This is a genomic window from Streptomyces sp. NPDC004609 (genome assembly GCF_042873655.1).
In the GTDB taxonomy this organism is placed as follows: Bacteria; Actinomycetota; Actinomycetes; order Streptomycetales; family Streptomycetaceae; genus Streptomyces.
The window spans coordinates 1-16265 of record NZ_JBIALS010000035.1; the positions used below are offsets into that span (position 1 = coordinate 1).

Here is a 16265-nt window from a genome sequence, read left to right on the forward strand (position 1 = left end):
GTTGATGTCCGCCATGGGGGCGAGGTCGTCGTCGTGCCAGCGGCGGAGGATGAGGCGGGGAGTGCGGATCTCGGTCATGCCCCCATCCTGCCGGAACTCGCCGCCGCGCCACCCCACCCGCACCGCTGCGGACCCTGCCGACCGGTGGCACCACCTGGAGCGGGCCCACATCCCAGCCCTGGCCCTGCCCCCACATCCGCCACCACATCGCCATGCTCGGACTCACCCAGCGACAGCGCGATCAGCGCGAGGCCCTCGGTCAGGTCATCCGGATCATCGTCGCCGCCCCCGGATCGGCCCTCAGCCGCTATCCGGAAGGCAACACCGGCAGAGCCAACGTACCCCTCACGCAGCCCATGCCTTTGCCCGACGACCTCGCTGCCATCCTCACCACCTAATGGGAGCCACCGGGTCGGAGAGACTCGGTGCCGTAGCCGCCAGCAGGTGAGCACTATCACCGCCGGAACCGTTCGAGTTCTGGGTTCAGACCGTGCCCCTGCTGGTGGTCGGGAGGCCTGACCGCTGATGGGGTGGCGTGCCCGCCCTGCGGGGCGTGAGCACTGAATCCATGAGGCCGCGCGCCGCGCCTTCCGCAGGCTGCACCGCCGTGCGAAGTACGTGACTGGGAGGGTCTGTTGCTGCTGATCGGTGATGACTGGGCCGAGGAACACCACGACGTCGAGCTCCAGGACGAGACCGGCCGCAAGCTCGCCACGGCGAAGCTTTCCGAGGGAGTGGAGGGAATTGCCAGGCTGCACGAACTCGTGGCCCGGCACGGCGGCGGGGATCTTGACCCGGCCGGCGTGGTGGTCGGGATCGAGACCGACCGCGGGTCGTGGGTGCAGGCCCTGATCGCCTCGGGCTACCAGATCTACGCGATCAACCCACGGCAGGTCGCCCGCTTCAAAGAACGCTACGGAACCTCCGGGGCCAAGAGCGACCGAGGAGATGCCCACGCGCTCGCTGACATGGTCCGCATCGACCGGGCCCAGTTGCGGCCGGTGGCCGGGGACAGCGACCAGGCCCAGGCCGTCAAGGTCGTCGCCCGCGCCCACCAGACCCTGATCTGGGAACGGACCCGCACCTACCAGCGCCTGCGCACGGCGCTGCGCGAGTACTTCCCCGCCGCTCTGCACGCCTACGCGGACCTGACCCTGACCAGCACCGAAGCGATGGAGCTGCTGATCAAGGCACCCACCCCGCAGGCGGCGGCAAAGCTGACCCGCACCCAGATCACCGCGGTCCTGGCCCGGCATCGCCGCCGCAACCGGGACGCGAAAGCAGCCGCCATCCAGGCGGCCCTGCGTCAGCGGCAGCTCGGTCTGTCCGAGCCGGTCACCGCCGCCTACGCGGCCGCCGCCACCGCCCACGCACGCCTGATCACCGCGCTGAACGAACAGATCGCCGCGCTGGAGGAGCAGGTGAAGGCGCATTTTCTCGCGCATCCGGACGCTGAGATCTACCTCTCGATGCCCGGCATCGCGGAGATCACCGGCGCCCGGGTGCTCGCCGAGTTCGGAGACGACCCCACCCGCTACGCGTCCGCGAAGGCCCGGAAGAACTACGCCGGCACCAGTCCCGTCACCCGGGCCTCCGGCAAGAGCCACACCGTCCAGTCCCGCTACATCCGCAACAACCGCCTGGCCGACGCTTTGCAGAACCAGGCGTTCGCCGCCCTGCGCGCCTCACCCGGCGCCCGCCACTACTACGACAAGCAACGAGCCCGTGAGGCCGGCTACAACCCCGCCCTCCGCCAGGTTGGCAACCGGCTCGTCGGCATCCTCCACGGATGCCTCAAGACCCGCACCCACTACGACGAAGCGACCGCCTGGTCACACCACGCCCACCCCCACGCCGCTTGACCTCAAACGACATGGAGTGTCTGAACCTGCGGGCAGCGGTCAGTCTCAAAGTGCAGCCACAACCTGGACCACGCCCGCCACGTGCGACATACCACCCATTTACTGACTTCGGCTCGTTAGGGTGATCTTTCTCGAAGTCCCTGATGGACCCGGAGTGTTGTCTGTATCCCATGGTGTATGAGGTATGCGGACGGGGGCGGATTGACCGCTGCGGGTCAGCTGCGCCGGGAGACGGTACGGATGCAGGCGGCTGAGTTGTTTGAGCAGAGGATCCAGCCGTCGGAAGTGGCGCGGCGTCTGCGGGTGAGCCGGAAGTCGGCTTACCAGTGGCACGAGCTGTGGCGGGATGGCGGTGTGCGGGCTCTGGCCTCTCGCGGCCCGAGCGGTCGCGGTGCCGTCTGTCCCCGCGCTGCCTGGAGAAGCTCGCCGCGTATCTGGAACAGGGCCCGGCCGCGCATGGCTGGGTGGAGGACCAGGTGTGGACCGCGGCGCGGGTGGCTACGCTGATCGGCCGGAAGTTCCACGTCTCCTACAGCGTCTCGGGCGCGACAAGGCTGATGCACCGGCTCGGGTTCTCCCCGCGGGTTCCCGTCCGGCGGGTGGCAGAGCGTGACGAGGAAGCCGTCGCGGTGTGGAAGGAGGCGACCTGGGCGGAGGTAAAAGAGCCCGGGCGGCCTGCGGGGGCTGCATCTGCTTCGAGGACGGGGCAGGCTTCACCCGCAGACCGCCCCAAGGCCGTACCTGGGGACGGCGGGGCCGTACCCCGCAGGTGACGGTCGGCGGGCGCCGCTCGGGGCGGTTGTCGGTGGCCGGACTGATCGCGATACGGCCCGGCTCCCGCACCCGGCTGTGCCACCGCCTGCGCACCCACCCCGCGGGCGGAGGCACACGCCGCAGTATGAGCGAGCGCGACTTCATCGCACTGATCGACGGCGTCCACCAGCTCGTCAAGGCCCCGATCGTCCTGGTCTGGGACCGGCTCAACACCCACGTCTCCCACGCCATGCGTGAGCTGATCGCCGAGCACGAGTGGCTGACGGTGTTTCTCCTTCCCGCCTACTCGCCCGACCTCAACCCCGTGGAGTGGGTCTGGGTACACGTCAAGCGCAGCCTGGCCAACCTCGCCGTGGTCGCCCTCGACCGGCTCGAAGCCCTCGTCCGCAACCGGCTCAAACGACTTCAGTACCGGCCCGCCACCCTCGACGGCTTCATAGCCGGCATCGGCCTCACCCTCGACATCCCAACGTCACCCTAACGAGCCGAAGTCAGCAGTAATGGCTGGCACAGCGGGCGCGGGCGGCAGCCGCGGCGGTGTGGGCGCGGGTCCGTCCTCAGGCGCCGGACGGGGACTTTCCCTGTTCGGAGGGTCTGCGGCCCGGAAGTCAGGGCACGGAGTGAGCCGAGGTGGTGACCGTAGGTCGGGCACAACTCAATCGGCCTTGATCCGGACACCGGGTCGCCACTCCTCCGATGGCGCAGGCGGGCGCCGGTTCCCCCGGGGGCACTGGCGCCCGCGCGCCCGGTGGTTCAGAGGGTGCAGCCGGTGGTGGCGTTGCCGATGGGCAGGGGCACGGTGTGGCTGGGCGGCGGGGTGACACCGCGCCGGGTCCACGCCACCAGCTCGTCGAAGGCCGCGGTGAAGCACGACTGCATCGGCCGGACGGCCTTCGGCGCGAGGTCGTGGAAGCCGTCGGTGTGGGTGCCGTTCTCGATCCGGTAGTACCTGTGCAGCTCGCCGCGGCCCGAGCCCTTCACCATCCGGTCGTACACGTCGCCGGTCCGGGTGATCGGCAGCTGGACGTCGAAGGTGCCCTGGATGGTGATCAGAGGCCGGGTGATACGGCCGGTCAGCGAGACCCGCCCGACCGCGTCGTGGACGCTGTCGGGCCTGGAGGCGTAGTCGTAGTCGGTGTCGCAGCCGGCGCCCGTCCCTTCGGGGCAGAACGGCGTGCCGGCCTCGGTGGCGCCGTCGTAGTCGGGGTCGAACTCCTCGCGGAAGATGCGCTGCAGCGGGTCCCACTGGTTCAGGTAGTGGGCCTTCCACAGGGCCTCGGAGCCCTTGGGGTACCCCTCGGCGTACATGGCCTCGGCCGCGCCGGGTTCGCCCCGCTCCCAGCGGGGGAAGGCACGCAGTGCCGGGGGCAGGTTGGTCAGCAGGTTGGGCTCGTCCCGGGTGAGCAGCAGGCCGTTCCAGTCGATGCCACCCGAGTAGAGCTGCGGGAAGCGCTCAAGCTGCCAGCGCACCAGGTAGCCGGCGGCGGAGAGGCCGGCGGCGTACGTCCGGGCGGGCGGCTTGCCGTAATGCCTGGCGGCCACCTGCTTGGCGGCGACGGTCAGCTGGGTGAGCCGCAGGTGCCACTCCATGACCGCGTCACCCGGCTTCGCGCCGTCCTTGTACAGCTCGGGGCCGGTGTTGCCCTTGTCGGTGGCGGCGTACGCGAAGCCCTTCGCCAGCACCTGGTCGCTGATGATCCGGTCGTTGGCGTACTGGCGCCGGACGCCGGGCGGGCCGGCGACGACCAGGCCGCCGTTCCAGTGCTCGGGCAGCCGGATCACGAACTGGCTGTCGTGGTTCCAGCCGTTGTTGGTGTTGGTGCGGGAGGTGTCCGGGAAGTAGCCGTCGAGCTGGATGCCGGGCACGTGCGAGGGGTTGACGGTGTTCAGGGCCTGGAGCTGGGCGTAGTCCTGCGGGTTGGTGAGGCCGAGCGGACGGGTGCCGGCCGTGGTCAGGTCGTCCAGGCAGTGGCTGACCAGGCGCTCCGCGCCGGAGACGCGCAGCCGCTGCCCTTCACAGACCGAGTCGGCGGCGCTCGCCCCGGCTGCGGGGAGGAGGCCGACCGCCAGCAGGGCGGGTACGAGGGCGACGCGGAGGCGCCGACGTCGTGACATCGGGCGGGACATGGTTCCCACACTCCTTGGGATGGGTGGTGCGGTGACAGGGACAGGCGGACCGTAGGCCGCGCGACCGGATGCCGAGGAGTGCCGGACGGTCACTCCTCCCGGCATCCGGCACCCCGTCGCGGCCACCCCCGTGCCGATCGGCACATGACCTGTGGCCAGACTTCGCGCGAGACCCGCACCCAGCGGCCCCGGTCCCGTATCGTCCCTGGCGAAGCGCTGCTTGGAGGGGGGACGGATGGCCTCGCCGCCGACCGCCGTACCGTGGATACCGCCCGTCCTGTACACGGCGGTCCTGGCCGGTGGCATTTACCACGCCGTCGTTTCGGACGGCCCCGTGCGCGTCGGGCGCACCGGGGGCTTCGTGGCGGGGCTGGTCCTGCTCGTCGCCCTCGAACTCGTCGAACGGCGCCGCTGGTCGCCGAGCACCCCCGTCCGTCCGGCGGCAGCCCTGCTGGCCGCCCGCCTCGCGCTGTTCTCGGCCGTGGCCGTGCTGGACGGCTCGGGTGTCTCGCGGGCCCTGTTCGTCCTGGTGCCGTTCACCGCCTACCTCGTTTTCGGCCGACGGACGGGGCTGGCCTGCGGCGCGGGCTGCGTCGTCCTGCTGGTCACCGGCTACACGCTGTGGGTGCCCCGGTGGTGGGTGCGGGTGGAGTACGTCTCCGACCTGCTGATGTTCGGCCTGGGGCTGGCGCTGGCGGTGTCGATGGCAGCCGTCGCCGTACGGGAGCAGCAGGGGCGGTCGCGGCTGGAGGGCGTCCTGGCCGAGCTGGAGAACTCCCACGAGCGGCTGTCCGAGTACGCCCTGCGGGTGGCGGAGCTGTCCACGGCCGACGAGCGCAACCGGGTCGCCCGGGAGATCCACGACAGCCTCGGGCACCATCTCACCGCGGTCGCCATTCAGTTGGAGAAGGCCGAGGCGTTCCGGGAACGCGACCCGCGGGCCTCGGCCAAGGCGGTGTCGGACGCCCGCTGGTCCGCCGGGCGCGCGCTCACGGAGGTCCGCGAGTCCGTGAGCGCGCTGCGCGACGCCCGGCCCTTCTCCCTCACCCGCGCGCTCGCCGACCTGGTCCGCCACCTCGGCGACGACCGCCTGACCGTGACCCTCCACGTCACCGGGGACGAAGCCGGGTACGACGCCGCATCGCTCACCGCCCTGTACCGGACCGCCCAGGAGGCGCTCACCAACGCCCACCGGCACGGGCGGGCGACCCGCATCGACGTCACAGCCGCCTACGGTGAGTCCACGGCCCGGCTGGTCGTCGCCGACAACGGGCGGGGCTTCACCGCCGACCCGGCCGCGCGTCCGAGCGGCACCGGCTTCGGGATCCGCGGTATGCGCGAGCGGGTCGAACTCCTCGGCGGACGTGTCGACATCGACGACCACTCGGACCCCCGGGCAGCCGACGGAGCGGTGGTCACCGTCACCGTCCCGCGCAGCCCGCTGCTCGCGGGGAGCTCCGGATGACCGGCCCCGAGGATCCCGATGCGCCGGTGCGCGTCCTGGTCGTCGACGACCAGGAGCTCGTCCGGGAGGGGATCGCCTCGCTGCTGGGCATCCAGCCGGGCATCACCGTCGTCGCCGCCGCGTGCGACGGACCGCAGGCCGTCCAGGCCGCCGTTGTCCATCGGCCGGATGTCGCCCTGGTCGACGTCCGGATGCCGGGCATGGACGGCATCGACACCACCGCCGTCCTCGCCACCCGGGTGCCCTCGTGCCGAGTCGTCATGCTGACCACCTTCGACGACCAGGACTACGTCGCCCGCGCGCTCGGGGCCGGCGCCGTCGGCTACCTGCTCAAGAACCTCCCCTCCGCCGAACTCGCCCGCTCCGTACGCCTCGTCCACGCCGGTGTCGCCCCGCTCGACACCTCGGTGGTGGCCCGTCTCGCCACTGCCCTGACGTTCCCCGGTCCGGCGGCTCCCGCCCCGGAGTCGTCACCCGGCCCCCAGGGCCCGGGCCCGGCCGAGGCACTGACCGGACGCGAGGTGGACGTGCTGCGCCTGATCGCGCACGGCTCGACCAACCGGGAGATCGCCTCCCGGCTCTTCCTCAGCGAAGGCACCGTCAAGAACCACATCTCCCGTATCCTCGGCCGCCTCAACCTCCGCGACCGCACCCAGGCCGCCCTGTACGCCCGCGACCACGGCCTGCTCTGAACGAAGCGCTCGGATCTATCGATGGACGCGATGCGGGAGGCGGGTCGGCTCGTAGCCCAGGCGCTGACCGCCGCGCGTGAGGCGGCGGGCGTCGGCGTCAGCCTGCGGGAACTGGACCGGGCGGCCCGCGCCGTCCTCGACGGGGCCGGAGCGGGTTCGCCCTTCCTCGGCTACCACCCGCAGTGGGCGCCGATGCCTCTCCCCGCCGTGCTGTGCGCCTCCGTGAGCCCGTGCAGGGCGCGGGCGGCCTCGCGACCCCGCCGCCCGGCTTGTTCGCAGCGATGAAGGAGGTGCTCGACGAGTACGGCATCCTCCTGGTCTCCGACGAGGTCCAGACGGGCTGGGGCCGCACCGGCGCGTCCTTCCTCGGCATCGGGGCCCATGGCGTGACCCCCGACGCGATCACCTTCGCCAAGGGCCGCGGCGACGGGCCCGCCGTCGGCGGTGTCGTTGCGCGCTCCGAGCTGATGGACAGTCTCACCGCGAACTCCATCTCCACCGCGGGCGGCAACCCGTCGCCATGACGGCAGGGCTCGCCACTCTCGACCACCTGCTCTCGCACGACCACCAGGCCAACGCCGACAAGGTCGGCGAGCGGCTGCTGACCGGGCTGCGCGCCATCGCGGACGGCTGTCCGCTGGTGGGGGCGCACGCGGTACGGGACTCATGATCGGGGTGGAACTGGTCCGTCCCGGTACCAAGGAACCCCATCCGGAGGCGACCGGCGCCGTCCTGGAGCGGGCGCGTGAGCGCGGACTACTGGTCGGCAGGGGCGGCCTGCTGGGCAACGTCATCCGGGTCACCCCGCCGATGACCGTCACCGGGGACGAGACGGAGGAGGCCTTGGCCGTGCTCGGGGACGTGCTCACCAACGTGAGCGACTCGGTGCTGAACGCCTGATCCAGCCCGGGCCCTGTCGTCAATCCGCCGGTCCGGGCCCGCGAGCGTGCCGCGACCGGCGGATCCGGTCGTCTCACTGCCAGGAGTGCCCTCGCGTCCCGTGCCGCGGGATCACGCTCCCGGTACCGGCGCCACCGTGGCCTGCGGGCGTTCGTCCTTGCGCCAGGTGACCGTCGCCCTGAGCGTGGCCTTACCCCCCGCTTCGGTGAGGACGCTCACCAGCTGGCCGCTCTTGACCGCGACCTCGATGGCGAACTCCGGCGCGACCTCGTCGGGCGAGGTTGCGCGGGAGTGTCCCCTCGGTCCAGCGGAGTTCGGTGGCCGGCCACTCGGAGAGGTAGCGGCACAGGGCGTCGGGTGCGGGCGGCAGCCACTCGGAGGGGTCCCGGTCGGCCTTCGAGCGGTTGGACCGCGCGCTCACGGCCACGAGGCTGCCGGCCTGACCCTGGTCGTTGGCGTACGCCTTGCGGCGCGCCGCCGTCCAGCCGTACGCGCCGGAGTCCCACGCCTCGGCGAGCGGACCATGTGGTCGATGTCGACCGAGGAGGCCGATTTCACGGCGGTGTCGTTGAAGTACGACCACCAGGTCCGCCGCTCAGCCCACACTGGACGCCCACCGTCGGCGCTTGGACGGCCTCCGGGATCAGCACTTCGTTGCGGTTGTGGCAGCCGTCGGTCGGGTTCAGCCCGGCGTTCCAGTGCTTGAAGGAGTCCCGGGTGCAGCCCGTGCGGTCCTCGACGGCCACATCGAGGAGGCCCGCCCCAACTCCGATGCGAGCGGACTGCTCTGCGGGCGCGGTCGGAGAGGCGGCGGCGTGGGCGGGAGCGGTGAGAGTGAGCGACAAGGCGGGGACGGCCGCGGCGACGAAGGCACGCTTCATGATGGTGATGACATGGCAGAGACAGCAGCGCGGTGTTGGGCGGGGGAGTGGAGCGGCGGGACCCCACCGCAACGGGTGCCTGCGCGAACGGGAGTCCCCTGGGCGAGTGCGGGCTCACGCACCGCATCACCTGTGGAGGCGCGGGGGACTGCGTGGCCGGTCGGCGGAGGGTGGTCGCGGCCGCCGCCCACGCACCACTCCATCCCGTCGAGCGTTACAGACCACGGCGGCCCGCGTGCAGGCGGCGTGGGGCTGGCGCGAGCGCCGCCCGTGCCTCGCAGGCCGTCCGGGCCGGCACGACCCGACGTCGGAATGTGATGGGAGAAGCGGCTCCTCGGTGGTCCCCGAGATGCCCTGGACGGGCAAGCGCCGCATCCTGGAACGGAGCCGACGAGTCGGGATGGACCGCCGATGGCGAACCTCATGCGAGTGGTCTCGCGCTAGGGCAGACGCCTGCACCAGGGGCAACGGAGCGCGGGACGGACCCCGGCCGCATGTACCCACCGCGTGGGAGGGGAAGGGAGCGCCGCAGTGCAAGTGAACGGGGATTTTCCCTGGGCGACCGACAGCACGGCCGAGTCGTCCTGACCACCGACCGCCTGGCCGTGATTGCCCTTGCCCACAGGCACCACACAACCAGGAGCAACCACCAGCCATGAACGCGTACAAACCAGTCCATCGCGTAGCGATCGTCGGCACCGGCACCATCGGAGCGAGCTGGGCGACGCATTTTCTCGCTCGTGGCTTCGACGTCACAGCAACCGACCCTGCCCCGGCTGCGGAGAAGGCCCTCAGGTCGTACGTAGACGCAGCCTGGGAGTCGGCAGCCACGCTCGGAGCCGAACCCGGAACCTCACCCGATCGCCTGAGGTTCACCGCCGATATGCGACAGGCCGTCGCGGACGCCGATTTCGTGCAGGAGAACGCGCCGGAGCGCCCGGAGCTGAAGGTCAAGCTGTTCGCCGACATCGACGAGACGACACCGCCGGACTCGATCATCGCGTCGAGTTCGTCGGGCATCACGATGAGTGTCATCCAAGCGGAGTGCCGGCGTCCGGAGCGCACCCTCATCGGGCACCCCTTCAACCCGCCGCACATCATCCCGCTGGTCGAAGTCGTCGGCGGAACGAAGACCGCCCCGGAGACGATCCGGGACGCAATGTCCTTCTACGCCGCGATCGGCAAGAAGCCGATTCACCTCAAGAGGGAGCTCCCCGGGCACGTCGCCAACCGTCTCCAGGCCGCGCTGTATCGGGAGGTCGTCCACCTGATCGAGCAGGGTGTGCTCGACGTCGCGGACTCCGACGACGCGGTGTCCTGGGGTCCAGGACTCAGGTGGGGTGTCATGGGACCCAATCTGCTGTGGCATCTCGGCGGCGGCGAGGGCGGTATCCAGCACTTCATGGACACCCTCATGCCTCGATTGACCGGGATGTGGCAGGACCTGGGCACCCCGGAGCTCACACCCGAACTCAGAGAGAGGATCGTCGACGGTGTCCTGGAAGAGGTGAACGGCCACTCGGTCGACGAACTGGCCGCCCAGCGTGACGCGATGCTGCTCAGTCTGCTGGCTGTGCGCGCCGCATCCGGCCCGCACAGCGGCACAGCCGGCCGGTCGGCATGAGACGGCACCCGTGCACTGGGTTCTCACCCGAGAGGAGAGACGGTGACACAGCGGCAGGAAAGACTGTTCGTGCTGGAACTCAGCGGTGACGGCCGCGTGTTCCGTGTGAACCCCGACGGTTCCGACAAGAAGGTCATCGTCACCGGATGCAGGTACCCGGATGGTGTGGCCGTCGATGTCGGGGCAGGTCACATCTACTGGACGAACATGGGGTCTCCGCCGGTGAACGACGGCTCGATCGAGCGCGTCGACCTGGACGGAAGCGATAGGACGACGATCGTTCCCAGCGGCGGAACGCACACGCCGAAGCAGCTGCACTTCGAGGCCGCCGGCAAGAAGCTGTACTGGGGCGATCGCGAAGGGATGCGCGTCATGCGCTGCGACCTCGATGGGTCGAACGTAGAGACCCTCGTGCAGACAGGGCAGGGAGACGACGACAGCCGCGACCAGACCCGATGGTGCGTCGGAGTCGCCGTCGACCCTGGTGGCGGGCACTTGTACTGGACACAGAAGGGCCCGAGCGATGCGGGACTGGGGAAGATCCTGCGGGCCGCAATCGACCTTCCCGCCGGCGAATCTGCTGCCGACCGCAGCGACATCGAGGTGCTGCTCCAGGGGCTGCCGGAGCCGATCGATCTGCAGCTCGACCTCGCTGAGCGCACGCTGTACTGGACCGACCGAGGGGACCCGCCGCGAGGCAACTCCGTGAACCGCACGCCGATGGATCCGCCGGACGGACAGCGAGAGCCCGAGATCTTGTGGACCCATCTGATGGAAGGCATCGGCATCGCTCTCGATCTGGACGGCGGCCGCATGTTCGTGACCGACATGGCCGGGACCGTCTACGCGGCGGATCTCGACGGATCGAACCGGCGGGAGATCCTCATCGCGCAGGGCAACCTCACGGGGATCGCCCATGCCGTGATTCCCACGTGATTTCAGCGACGGTGGTGGTGGTGTCGGGCTGCTGCTGCTGCTGCTTGCGTCGTGGGGCAGCCCCGTGGCGGGCGTCACCGCACATTGCACCCGACGTGACGGTGAGACCTGAGATGCGGCACCCGTGTGGTGCGGCAGAATGGACAGCGGAGCCTTCGTGCAGGCAAGCGGTGCATGCTTGGGGATTCGGTCGGCGATCGCTCGAGAGTCCGACGGCCCGGGCGCACATCCCGGGCGAGGTGTTGGCTCCGCCCGGGCGTCAGGGAGACCACACACCGCTGGGGACGCCGATGTCGCCATGGAGAAGGCCGCGGAGCGCAAGCCGCAACCAATGAGGTGATCTCGACGGCGATCACTTCCGGGTTCCGCCGAGCATGAGGGCGGCGCGGGCGAGTTCCTGCTCCTGCTGAGGCTACGCAGCCGACGAAGGCGAGCATGCTGAAGGGTGGCCCTGCCATGAACCTCGCGTCGAACGTCGGGCGAAGCGCCAGCGCCCGCCCGGACCGCGCCGCGCTGCGTCTGGGGGACGACATCCTCTCGTATCACGCGCTTGACCAGGTCAGTGCCCGCATGGCGGGACTGCTCCGGGACCGCGGCGTCAAACCAGGCGACCAAGTCGCGATCATGCTGCCCAACAGTCCGGATTTTGCCATCGCCTACTTCGGCGTGCTCCGGGTCGGCGGCGTCGTCGTTCCGATGAACCCCCTGCTCAAGGCCCGGGAGGTCGCCTACTACCTCGGTGACTCGGGCGCCCGGCTGCTGTTCGCCCGGCCCGCCTTCCCCGACGAGGTACGCACCGGCGCACAGCAGGCCGAGGCCGATGCGGTGGTCGTCGATCCCGGTGGATTCGACGCGCTGCTCGCCTCCGCCCCACTCGCTGAGGGCGTGATCGAGAGGCGCGAGGACGACACCGCGGTGATCCTCTACACATCGGGGACGACCGGTGAGCCGAAGGGCGCGGAACTGACCCACGCCAACCTCACCCGAAACTGCGACGTCGTGGCGGCCGAGTTGCTTCATCTCACCTCGGACGACGTGATCTTCGGTGGGCTCCCTCTGTTCCACGCGTTCGGGCAGAGCTGCACGCTCAACGCCACCGTCGCCTCCGGCGCGTGTCTGACATTGCTACCGCGCTTCGACGCCGGGCAGGCGCTGCAGATGCTGGCCGAGCACGGGGTGACGGTCTTCGCCGGGGTGCCGACGATCTTCAGCAGGCTGTTGCAGCCGCCGGACCGGGACGCCTATGACGTCTCCCGGCTCCGGCTGGCCGTCTCCGGTGGCGCGGCCATTCCGGTCGGGGTGCTGCGTTCCTTCGAGGCCGCGTTCGATTGCGTCGTGCTCGAAGGGTACGGGCTGTCGGAGACCTCGCCGGTCGCCTCGTTCAGCCGCGTGGACGCCCCGCGCAAGCCCGGCTCGATCGGCACCCCGATCCCTGGCGTGCAGATGCGGGTCGTCGACGACAGCGGCAACGAGGTGCCGCAGGGCGAGACCGGCGAGATCGTGATCCGCGGTCACAACGTGATGAAGGGGTACTGGCAGCGTCCCGAGGCCACGTCCGCCGCGATCCGCAACGGCTGGTTCCACACCGGAGACCTCGCCCGGGTCGACCCGGACGGGTACTTCTGGATCGTCGGCCGGCAGAAGGATCTGATCATTCGTGGCGGGTACAACGTGTACCCGCGCGAGGTTGAAGACGTGCTGTACGAGCATCCGGCGGTGGCCGATGCCGCGGTCATCGGCCTGCCCAATCCGGATCTCGGCGAAGAGATCGGCGCAGCCGTCGTTCTCAAGCCAGGCGCCGCTGCCACAGCCCAGGAACTGCGCGATTACGTCAAGCGCCAGGTCGCCGCGTACGAATATCCGCGGAAGGTATGGATCGTGGACGTGCTGCCGAAAGGGCCGACCGGCAAGATCCTCAAGCGGGAGATCGTCCCGCCGGCCGCCGGGCAAGCGCCGAGCTGACGCCGCGGGGCGAGGTTGTGGGCATCTGCTCATGCAGCCGGCGGGGTCGCCAGGATGTGCGGTCGGTGTACCGTCAGGAGGGGTTCGTTCGCAGGACGGACGGGCCGAGGTACTGAACGGCGAGCAGCGCCATCTCCAGATCGCGGCGCCGTTCCTGCAGTGGACGCCCTAGGGTTTGCTCGGCTTTTCGAATGCGGTATTGCACGGTGTTCCTGTGCAGAATCTGCTGGCTGGCGGTGGCGGTGTAGCTGCAGCCGGTGGCGAGGAAGGTCTGCAAGGTCTCCCGGAGTCGTGCGCAGTGTTCGTCGTCGACGGCCAGGGCACCCAGCACGCTCCACACCCAGGCGCGGGTGTCGTCCATGTTCGTGCACATCAATGCGATCGGGGCGACCTGGGCGTAAGCGGTGACCCTGGCTCCGGGACCTGCGGCCATGGCCAGTTCCTGCGCGCGGACAGCCTGGCGATGAGTGCGGCGGAAGCCTTCGACGCCGGGTTCCACGTCCCCCACGGCCGCCCTCGCCATGGGGTCGCCGTCCTCGATCGCACTCGCCAGCACGTCCCAGGAAAGGTCCCGGCGCGAGCGGAAGGGCAGCCAGGCCCAGGCCAGGGTTTCTTCCCGGGCGGCGAACAGCGGGTTGGCACAGCAGTTGAGTTCCGCGGCGATCCGGCGTGTCAGCCGGTCGAGCCGGGCGAGACCTTCACCGCCAAGGGGCCGCCGGGGCAGCCAGAGGATCAACCCCACGTGATGATGTTGACGTATACGGTAGTCGAGGGCTGATTCCGCCGAGTCGGCGTCCACGTGCTTTTCGGCCAGGACCTCTCGCACACGTATGGCGCGCACAGCGGTCTGGCCCTGCAGCCAATGGTCCCGTTCCAACTGGTAGACCTCGATGACCCGCTCGCTGACGCGGTCGATGTACTCGAAACTCAACTCCAGCATGAGGCGTGCGGTAGCCGTGCAGACATCCTCATCGGGTCCCTGACGGCGGAGCTCGTCCAGGCACCACTGCAGGAAGCGGCAGTGGCCGAGCCGGTAGGACCGGATGAGCGAGCTGATGGGAACATTGCGCTGAGCCAGCCGTCGCGCATAATCCAATGCAGCCGCAGGTCCCTCTACATTTCCCAGCGGCATGTCGTTCTCAAAACCGTGCAGCAATGTGGCGATATTCTCCTCGACGCTCGCTCTGAGAGTGCTGACGATTATTCCGTCGCCTCTCAGTTCCGGTATTTCGGAAATCACGAGCTCCCACACGTCCTGGCTGACTTCCGGCATGCGCACCGCAACGTTCGACGCCACGACGGACAGGCATTTTGCTGCTTCGATGCTGCCCACAGCCATGTCGTCACGCTATCGCGACCGTCTCGGCCACGCCATCCAGCGCACCCGGAGGATCTCCAGAAGCCGGCTCCTGCAGCGGAGGGGGCACCCATGCGCCACAGGTTGACGGACAGTTACCCACCTTTCGCGCCGCACGCCTATCTGTGCTTGGGTAGTCACCCCGAGTATATCGGGTCGCGGGTACGAACTCCTTCGGAAAGTTCATACTCTGCGTCCGATGATTTCTCTCCGTCCGGCCCCTAGCGTCGTCCCATGGGGGCGTATCGAACCGAGGTCGAGAAAAGCCGAGGAAAAAGGAGCGTCGGACGGATGAACGCAAAAAGCCAGGACACGATGACGCCCGTCGACGTCACCACCGTCGGCCCCGGAAACGGGCATCCGGTCATCCAGCCCCCTGTGCTGGGTGGTCCCGAGTACACGGACTACTACCTGCTGAGCGAGCTGCTCACGGATGACCAGCAGGCACTGCGTCAGCGCGTGCGTGAGTTCATGGACCAGGAAGTCATCCCCGTCATCAACCCCTACTGGGAGCGCGCGGAGTTCCCGCACGAACTGGTCCCCAAGCTGGCCCAGCTGGACATTGCGGGTTTCCAGGTGCCCGGCTACGGCTCGCCCGGAATGAGCAACGTGACGGCCGGCGTGGTGATCATGGAGCTGGCCCGCGGTGATCTGAGCATGTCCACGTTCATGGGAGTGCACTCGGCGCTGGCCATGATGTCGATCGCGCTGCTGGGCTCGGAGGAGCAGAAGCAGCGCTTCCTGCCGCCGATGGCGCGCCTCGAGAAGATCGGCGCCTTCGGTCTGACCGAGCCGGCCCACGGCACGGACGTGGTCAAACTGGAGACGACCGCGCACAGGGACGGCGACTCGTACGTACTCAACGGCCACAAGCGCTGGATCGGCAACGCGACCTTCGCCGACTACGTGATCGTCTGGGCCCGCGGTGACGACGGCCACGTGGGCGGTTACGTCGTCGAGAAGGGCACCCCGGGGTACGAGGCCGAGGTGATCACCGGCAAGACGGCGCTGCGCTGCGTGCAGAACGCGCAGATCTCCCTCACCGACGTCCGCGTGCCCGCCGAGAACCGGCTGGCGAACGTCCACACCTTCCGCGACACCGAGAAAGTCCTGCTGGCCTCGCGCTTCTGCGTCGCCTGGGAAGCGATCGGAGCCGCCGTCGCGGGCTACGAGACCGCGCTGGCCTACGCCAAGCAACGCAAGCAGTTCGGCATACCGCTGGCCGCCTACCAGCTCGTCCAGTACCGGCTGGCACGGATGCTGGCGGACATCACCGACATGGTGTGCATGCAGTACCGGCTCAGTCAGCTCATGGACGAAGGCAAGTATTCGATGCCGCGCGTCGCGCTGGCCAAGATGCACTACACGGAACGTGCGAGCGCCATCCTCTCCGACGCTCGCGACCTGCTCGGCGGCAACGGCATCCTGCTCGACTACCACGTGGCCCGGCACCTCTGTGACATCGAGGCCATCGACACCTACGAGGGCACCGACACGGTGCAGGCACTGATCGTCGGCCGCGACATCACCGGATACAGCGCCTTCGTGCCCATGGCCCCCAACGGCCACCACTAATGCCGGTGCGCGTCGCAGCCGCGCCGCACAACGCCGAGCCCTGCGACCGCGGGACCGGCCGCGGTCAGTACCCGCTTTGCCGCTGCGCCGCCTGCCGTACATCCCCCACA

14 protein-coding genes and 5 pseudogenes are annotated in these 16265 nt (G+C 69.6%); 14 read left to right on the plus strand and 5 right to left on the minus strand.

Going from position 1 to position 16265, the window contains the following annotated elements; all coding sequences use genetic code 11:
• Positions 1–78 (minus strand): annotated as a pseudogene (locus ACFYT4_RS28320) (GNAT family N-acetyltransferase); the annotation flags it as partial.
• 56 nt (positions 79–134) lie between these two features.
• Between ACFYT4_RS28320 and ACFYT4_RS28325 the strand changes: the two are divergent.
• The 4 genes and pseudogenes from ACFYT4_RS28325 to ACFYT4_RS28340 all read left to right on the plus strand — a co-directional run bounded on the left by ACFYT4_RS28325 (position 135) and on the right by ACFYT4_RS28340 (position 3117).
• Positions 135–398: a DUF3703 domain-containing protein gene (locus ACFYT4_RS28325; RefSeq protein WP_389275145.1), complete on the plus strand. Its 264-nt coding sequence runs from the start codon at positions 135–137 to the stop codon at positions 396–398.
• 237 nt (positions 399–635) lie between these two features.
• Positions 636–1862, plus strand: a complete 1227-nt coding sequence (locus ACFYT4_RS28330; RefSeq protein WP_389274942.1) for an IS110 family transposase — start codon at positions 636–638, stop codon at positions 1860–1862.
• A gap of 240 nt (positions 1863–2102) precedes the next feature.
• Positions 2103–2635, plus strand: a pseudogene (locus ACFYT4_RS28335) (winged helix-turn-helix domain-containing protein).
• Positions 2551–3117, plus strand: coding sequence for a transposase (locus ACFYT4_RS28340; protein WP_389275148.1), 567 nt, complete (start codon positions 2551–2553; stop codon positions 3115–3117). Before ACFYT4_RS28335 ends, ACFYT4_RS28340 begins: the two are co-directional and overlap by 85 nt.
• A gap of 272 nt (positions 3118–3389) precedes the next feature.
• Here the strand turns inward: ACFYT4_RS28340 and ACFYT4_RS28345 are convergent, their stop codons facing one another.
• Entirely contained in the window at positions 3390–4763 is a 1374-nt protein-coding gene (locus tag ACFYT4_RS28345; RefSeq protein WP_389274945.1) for a tannase/feruloyl esterase family alpha/beta hydrolase, read from the minus strand.
• A gap of 235 nt (positions 4764–4998) precedes the next feature.
• Between ACFYT4_RS28345 and ACFYT4_RS28350 the strand changes: the two genes are divergently transcribed.
• From ACFYT4_RS28350 to ACFYT4_RS28375, 6 genes and pseudogenes are all read left to right on the plus strand, one after another.
• Positions 4999–6228 carry a sensor histidine kinase gene (locus ACFYT4_RS28350; RefSeq protein ID WP_389274948.1) on the plus strand — a complete coding sequence of 410 codons (1230 nt, stop codon included), beginning with the start codon at positions 4999–5001 and terminating at the stop codon, positions 6226–6228.
• A complete protein-coding gene (locus ACFYT4_RS28355) occupies positions 6225–6920 on the plus strand; it encodes a response regulator (protein WP_389274950.1) in 696 nt (231 codons plus the stop codon). The genes ACFYT4_RS28350 and ACFYT4_RS28355 overlap by 4 nt, the downstream gene beginning before the upstream one ends.
• Positions 6921–6941: 21 nt before the next feature.
• Positions 6942–7148: pseudogene (locus ACFYT4_RS28360) on the plus strand (type I methionyl aminopeptidase); the annotation flags it as partial.
• Between the two features lie 53 nt (positions 7149–7201).
• On the plus strand, positions 7202–7444 hold the full coding sequence (locus ACFYT4_RS28365; RefSeq protein ID WP_389274953.1) for an aminotransferase class III-fold pyridoxal phosphate-dependent enzyme: 243 nt from the start codon (positions 7202–7204) through the stop codon (positions 7442–7444).
• Positions 7441–7590 carry a hypothetical protein gene (locus ACFYT4_RS28370; protein WP_389274955.1) on the plus strand — a complete coding sequence of 50 codons (150 nt, stop codon included), beginning with the start codon at positions 7441–7443 and terminating at the stop codon, positions 7588–7590. The genes ACFYT4_RS28365 and ACFYT4_RS28370 overlap by 4 nt, the downstream gene beginning before the upstream one ends.
• A complete protein-coding gene (locus ACFYT4_RS28375; RefSeq protein ID WP_389274958.1) occupies positions 7587–7820 on the plus strand; it encodes a hypothetical protein in 234 nt (77 codons plus the stop codon). Before ACFYT4_RS28370 ends, ACFYT4_RS28375 begins: the two co-directional genes overlap by 4 nt.
• A gap of 111 nt (positions 7821–7931) precedes the next feature.
• Here ACFYT4_RS28375 and ACFYT4_RS28380 read toward each other — a convergent pair.
• Together ACFYT4_RS28380 and ACFYT4_RS28385 are read right to left on the minus strand one after the other, a co-directional pair.
• Positions 7932–8093, minus strand: a pseudogene (locus ACFYT4_RS28380) (hypothetical protein); the annotation flags it as partial.
• 31 nt (positions 8094–8124) lie between these two features.
• Positions 8125–8701 (minus strand): annotated as a pseudogene (locus tag ACFYT4_RS28385) (HNH endonuclease); the annotation flags it as partial.
• A gap of 655 nt (positions 8702–9356) precedes the next feature.
• On the opposite strand from ACFYT4_RS28385, the gene ACFYT4_RS28390 reads away from it, so the two are divergent.
• The 3 genes from ACFYT4_RS28390 (at position 9357) to ACFYT4_RS28400 (ending at position 13223) form a co-directional block, all read left to right on the plus strand.
• On the plus strand, positions 9357–10325 hold the full coding sequence (locus tag ACFYT4_RS28390) for a 3-hydroxyacyl-CoA dehydrogenase NAD-binding domain-containing protein (RefSeq protein WP_389274961.1): 969 nt from the start codon (positions 9357–9359) through the stop codon (positions 10323–10325).
• 42 nt (positions 10326–10367) lie between these two features.
• The gene (locus tag ACFYT4_RS28395; RefSeq protein ID WP_389274964.1) at positions 10368–11261 is read left to right on the plus strand and encodes a 3-hydroxyacyl-CoA dehydrogenase; all 894 of its coding nucleotides are present in this window, start codon (positions 10368–10370) and stop codon (positions 11259–11261) included.
• A gap of 456 nt (positions 11262–11717) precedes the next feature.
• Entirely contained in the window at positions 11718–13223 is a 1506-nt protein-coding gene (locus tag ACFYT4_RS28400; RefSeq protein WP_389274967.1) for a long-chain fatty acid--CoA ligase, read from the plus strand.
• 73 nt (positions 13224–13296) lie between these two features.
• Here the strand turns inward: ACFYT4_RS28400 and ACFYT4_RS28405 are convergent, their stop codons facing one another.
• Positions 13297–14562 (minus strand): PucR family transcriptional regulator, encoded by a 1266-nt coding sequence (locus ACFYT4_RS28405; RefSeq protein WP_389274970.1) that lies wholly within the window; start codon positions 14560–14562, stop codon positions 13297–13299.
• Between the two features lie 309 nt (positions 14563–14871).
• Here ACFYT4_RS28405 and ACFYT4_RS28410 point away from each other — a divergent pair, with 309 nt between their 5' ends.
• A complete protein-coding gene (locus tag ACFYT4_RS28410) occupies positions 14872–16155 on the plus strand; it encodes an acyl-CoA dehydrogenase family protein (protein WP_389274973.1) in 1284 nt (427 codons plus the stop codon).
• The last annotated feature ends 110 nt before the right edge of the window (positions 16156–16265 follow it).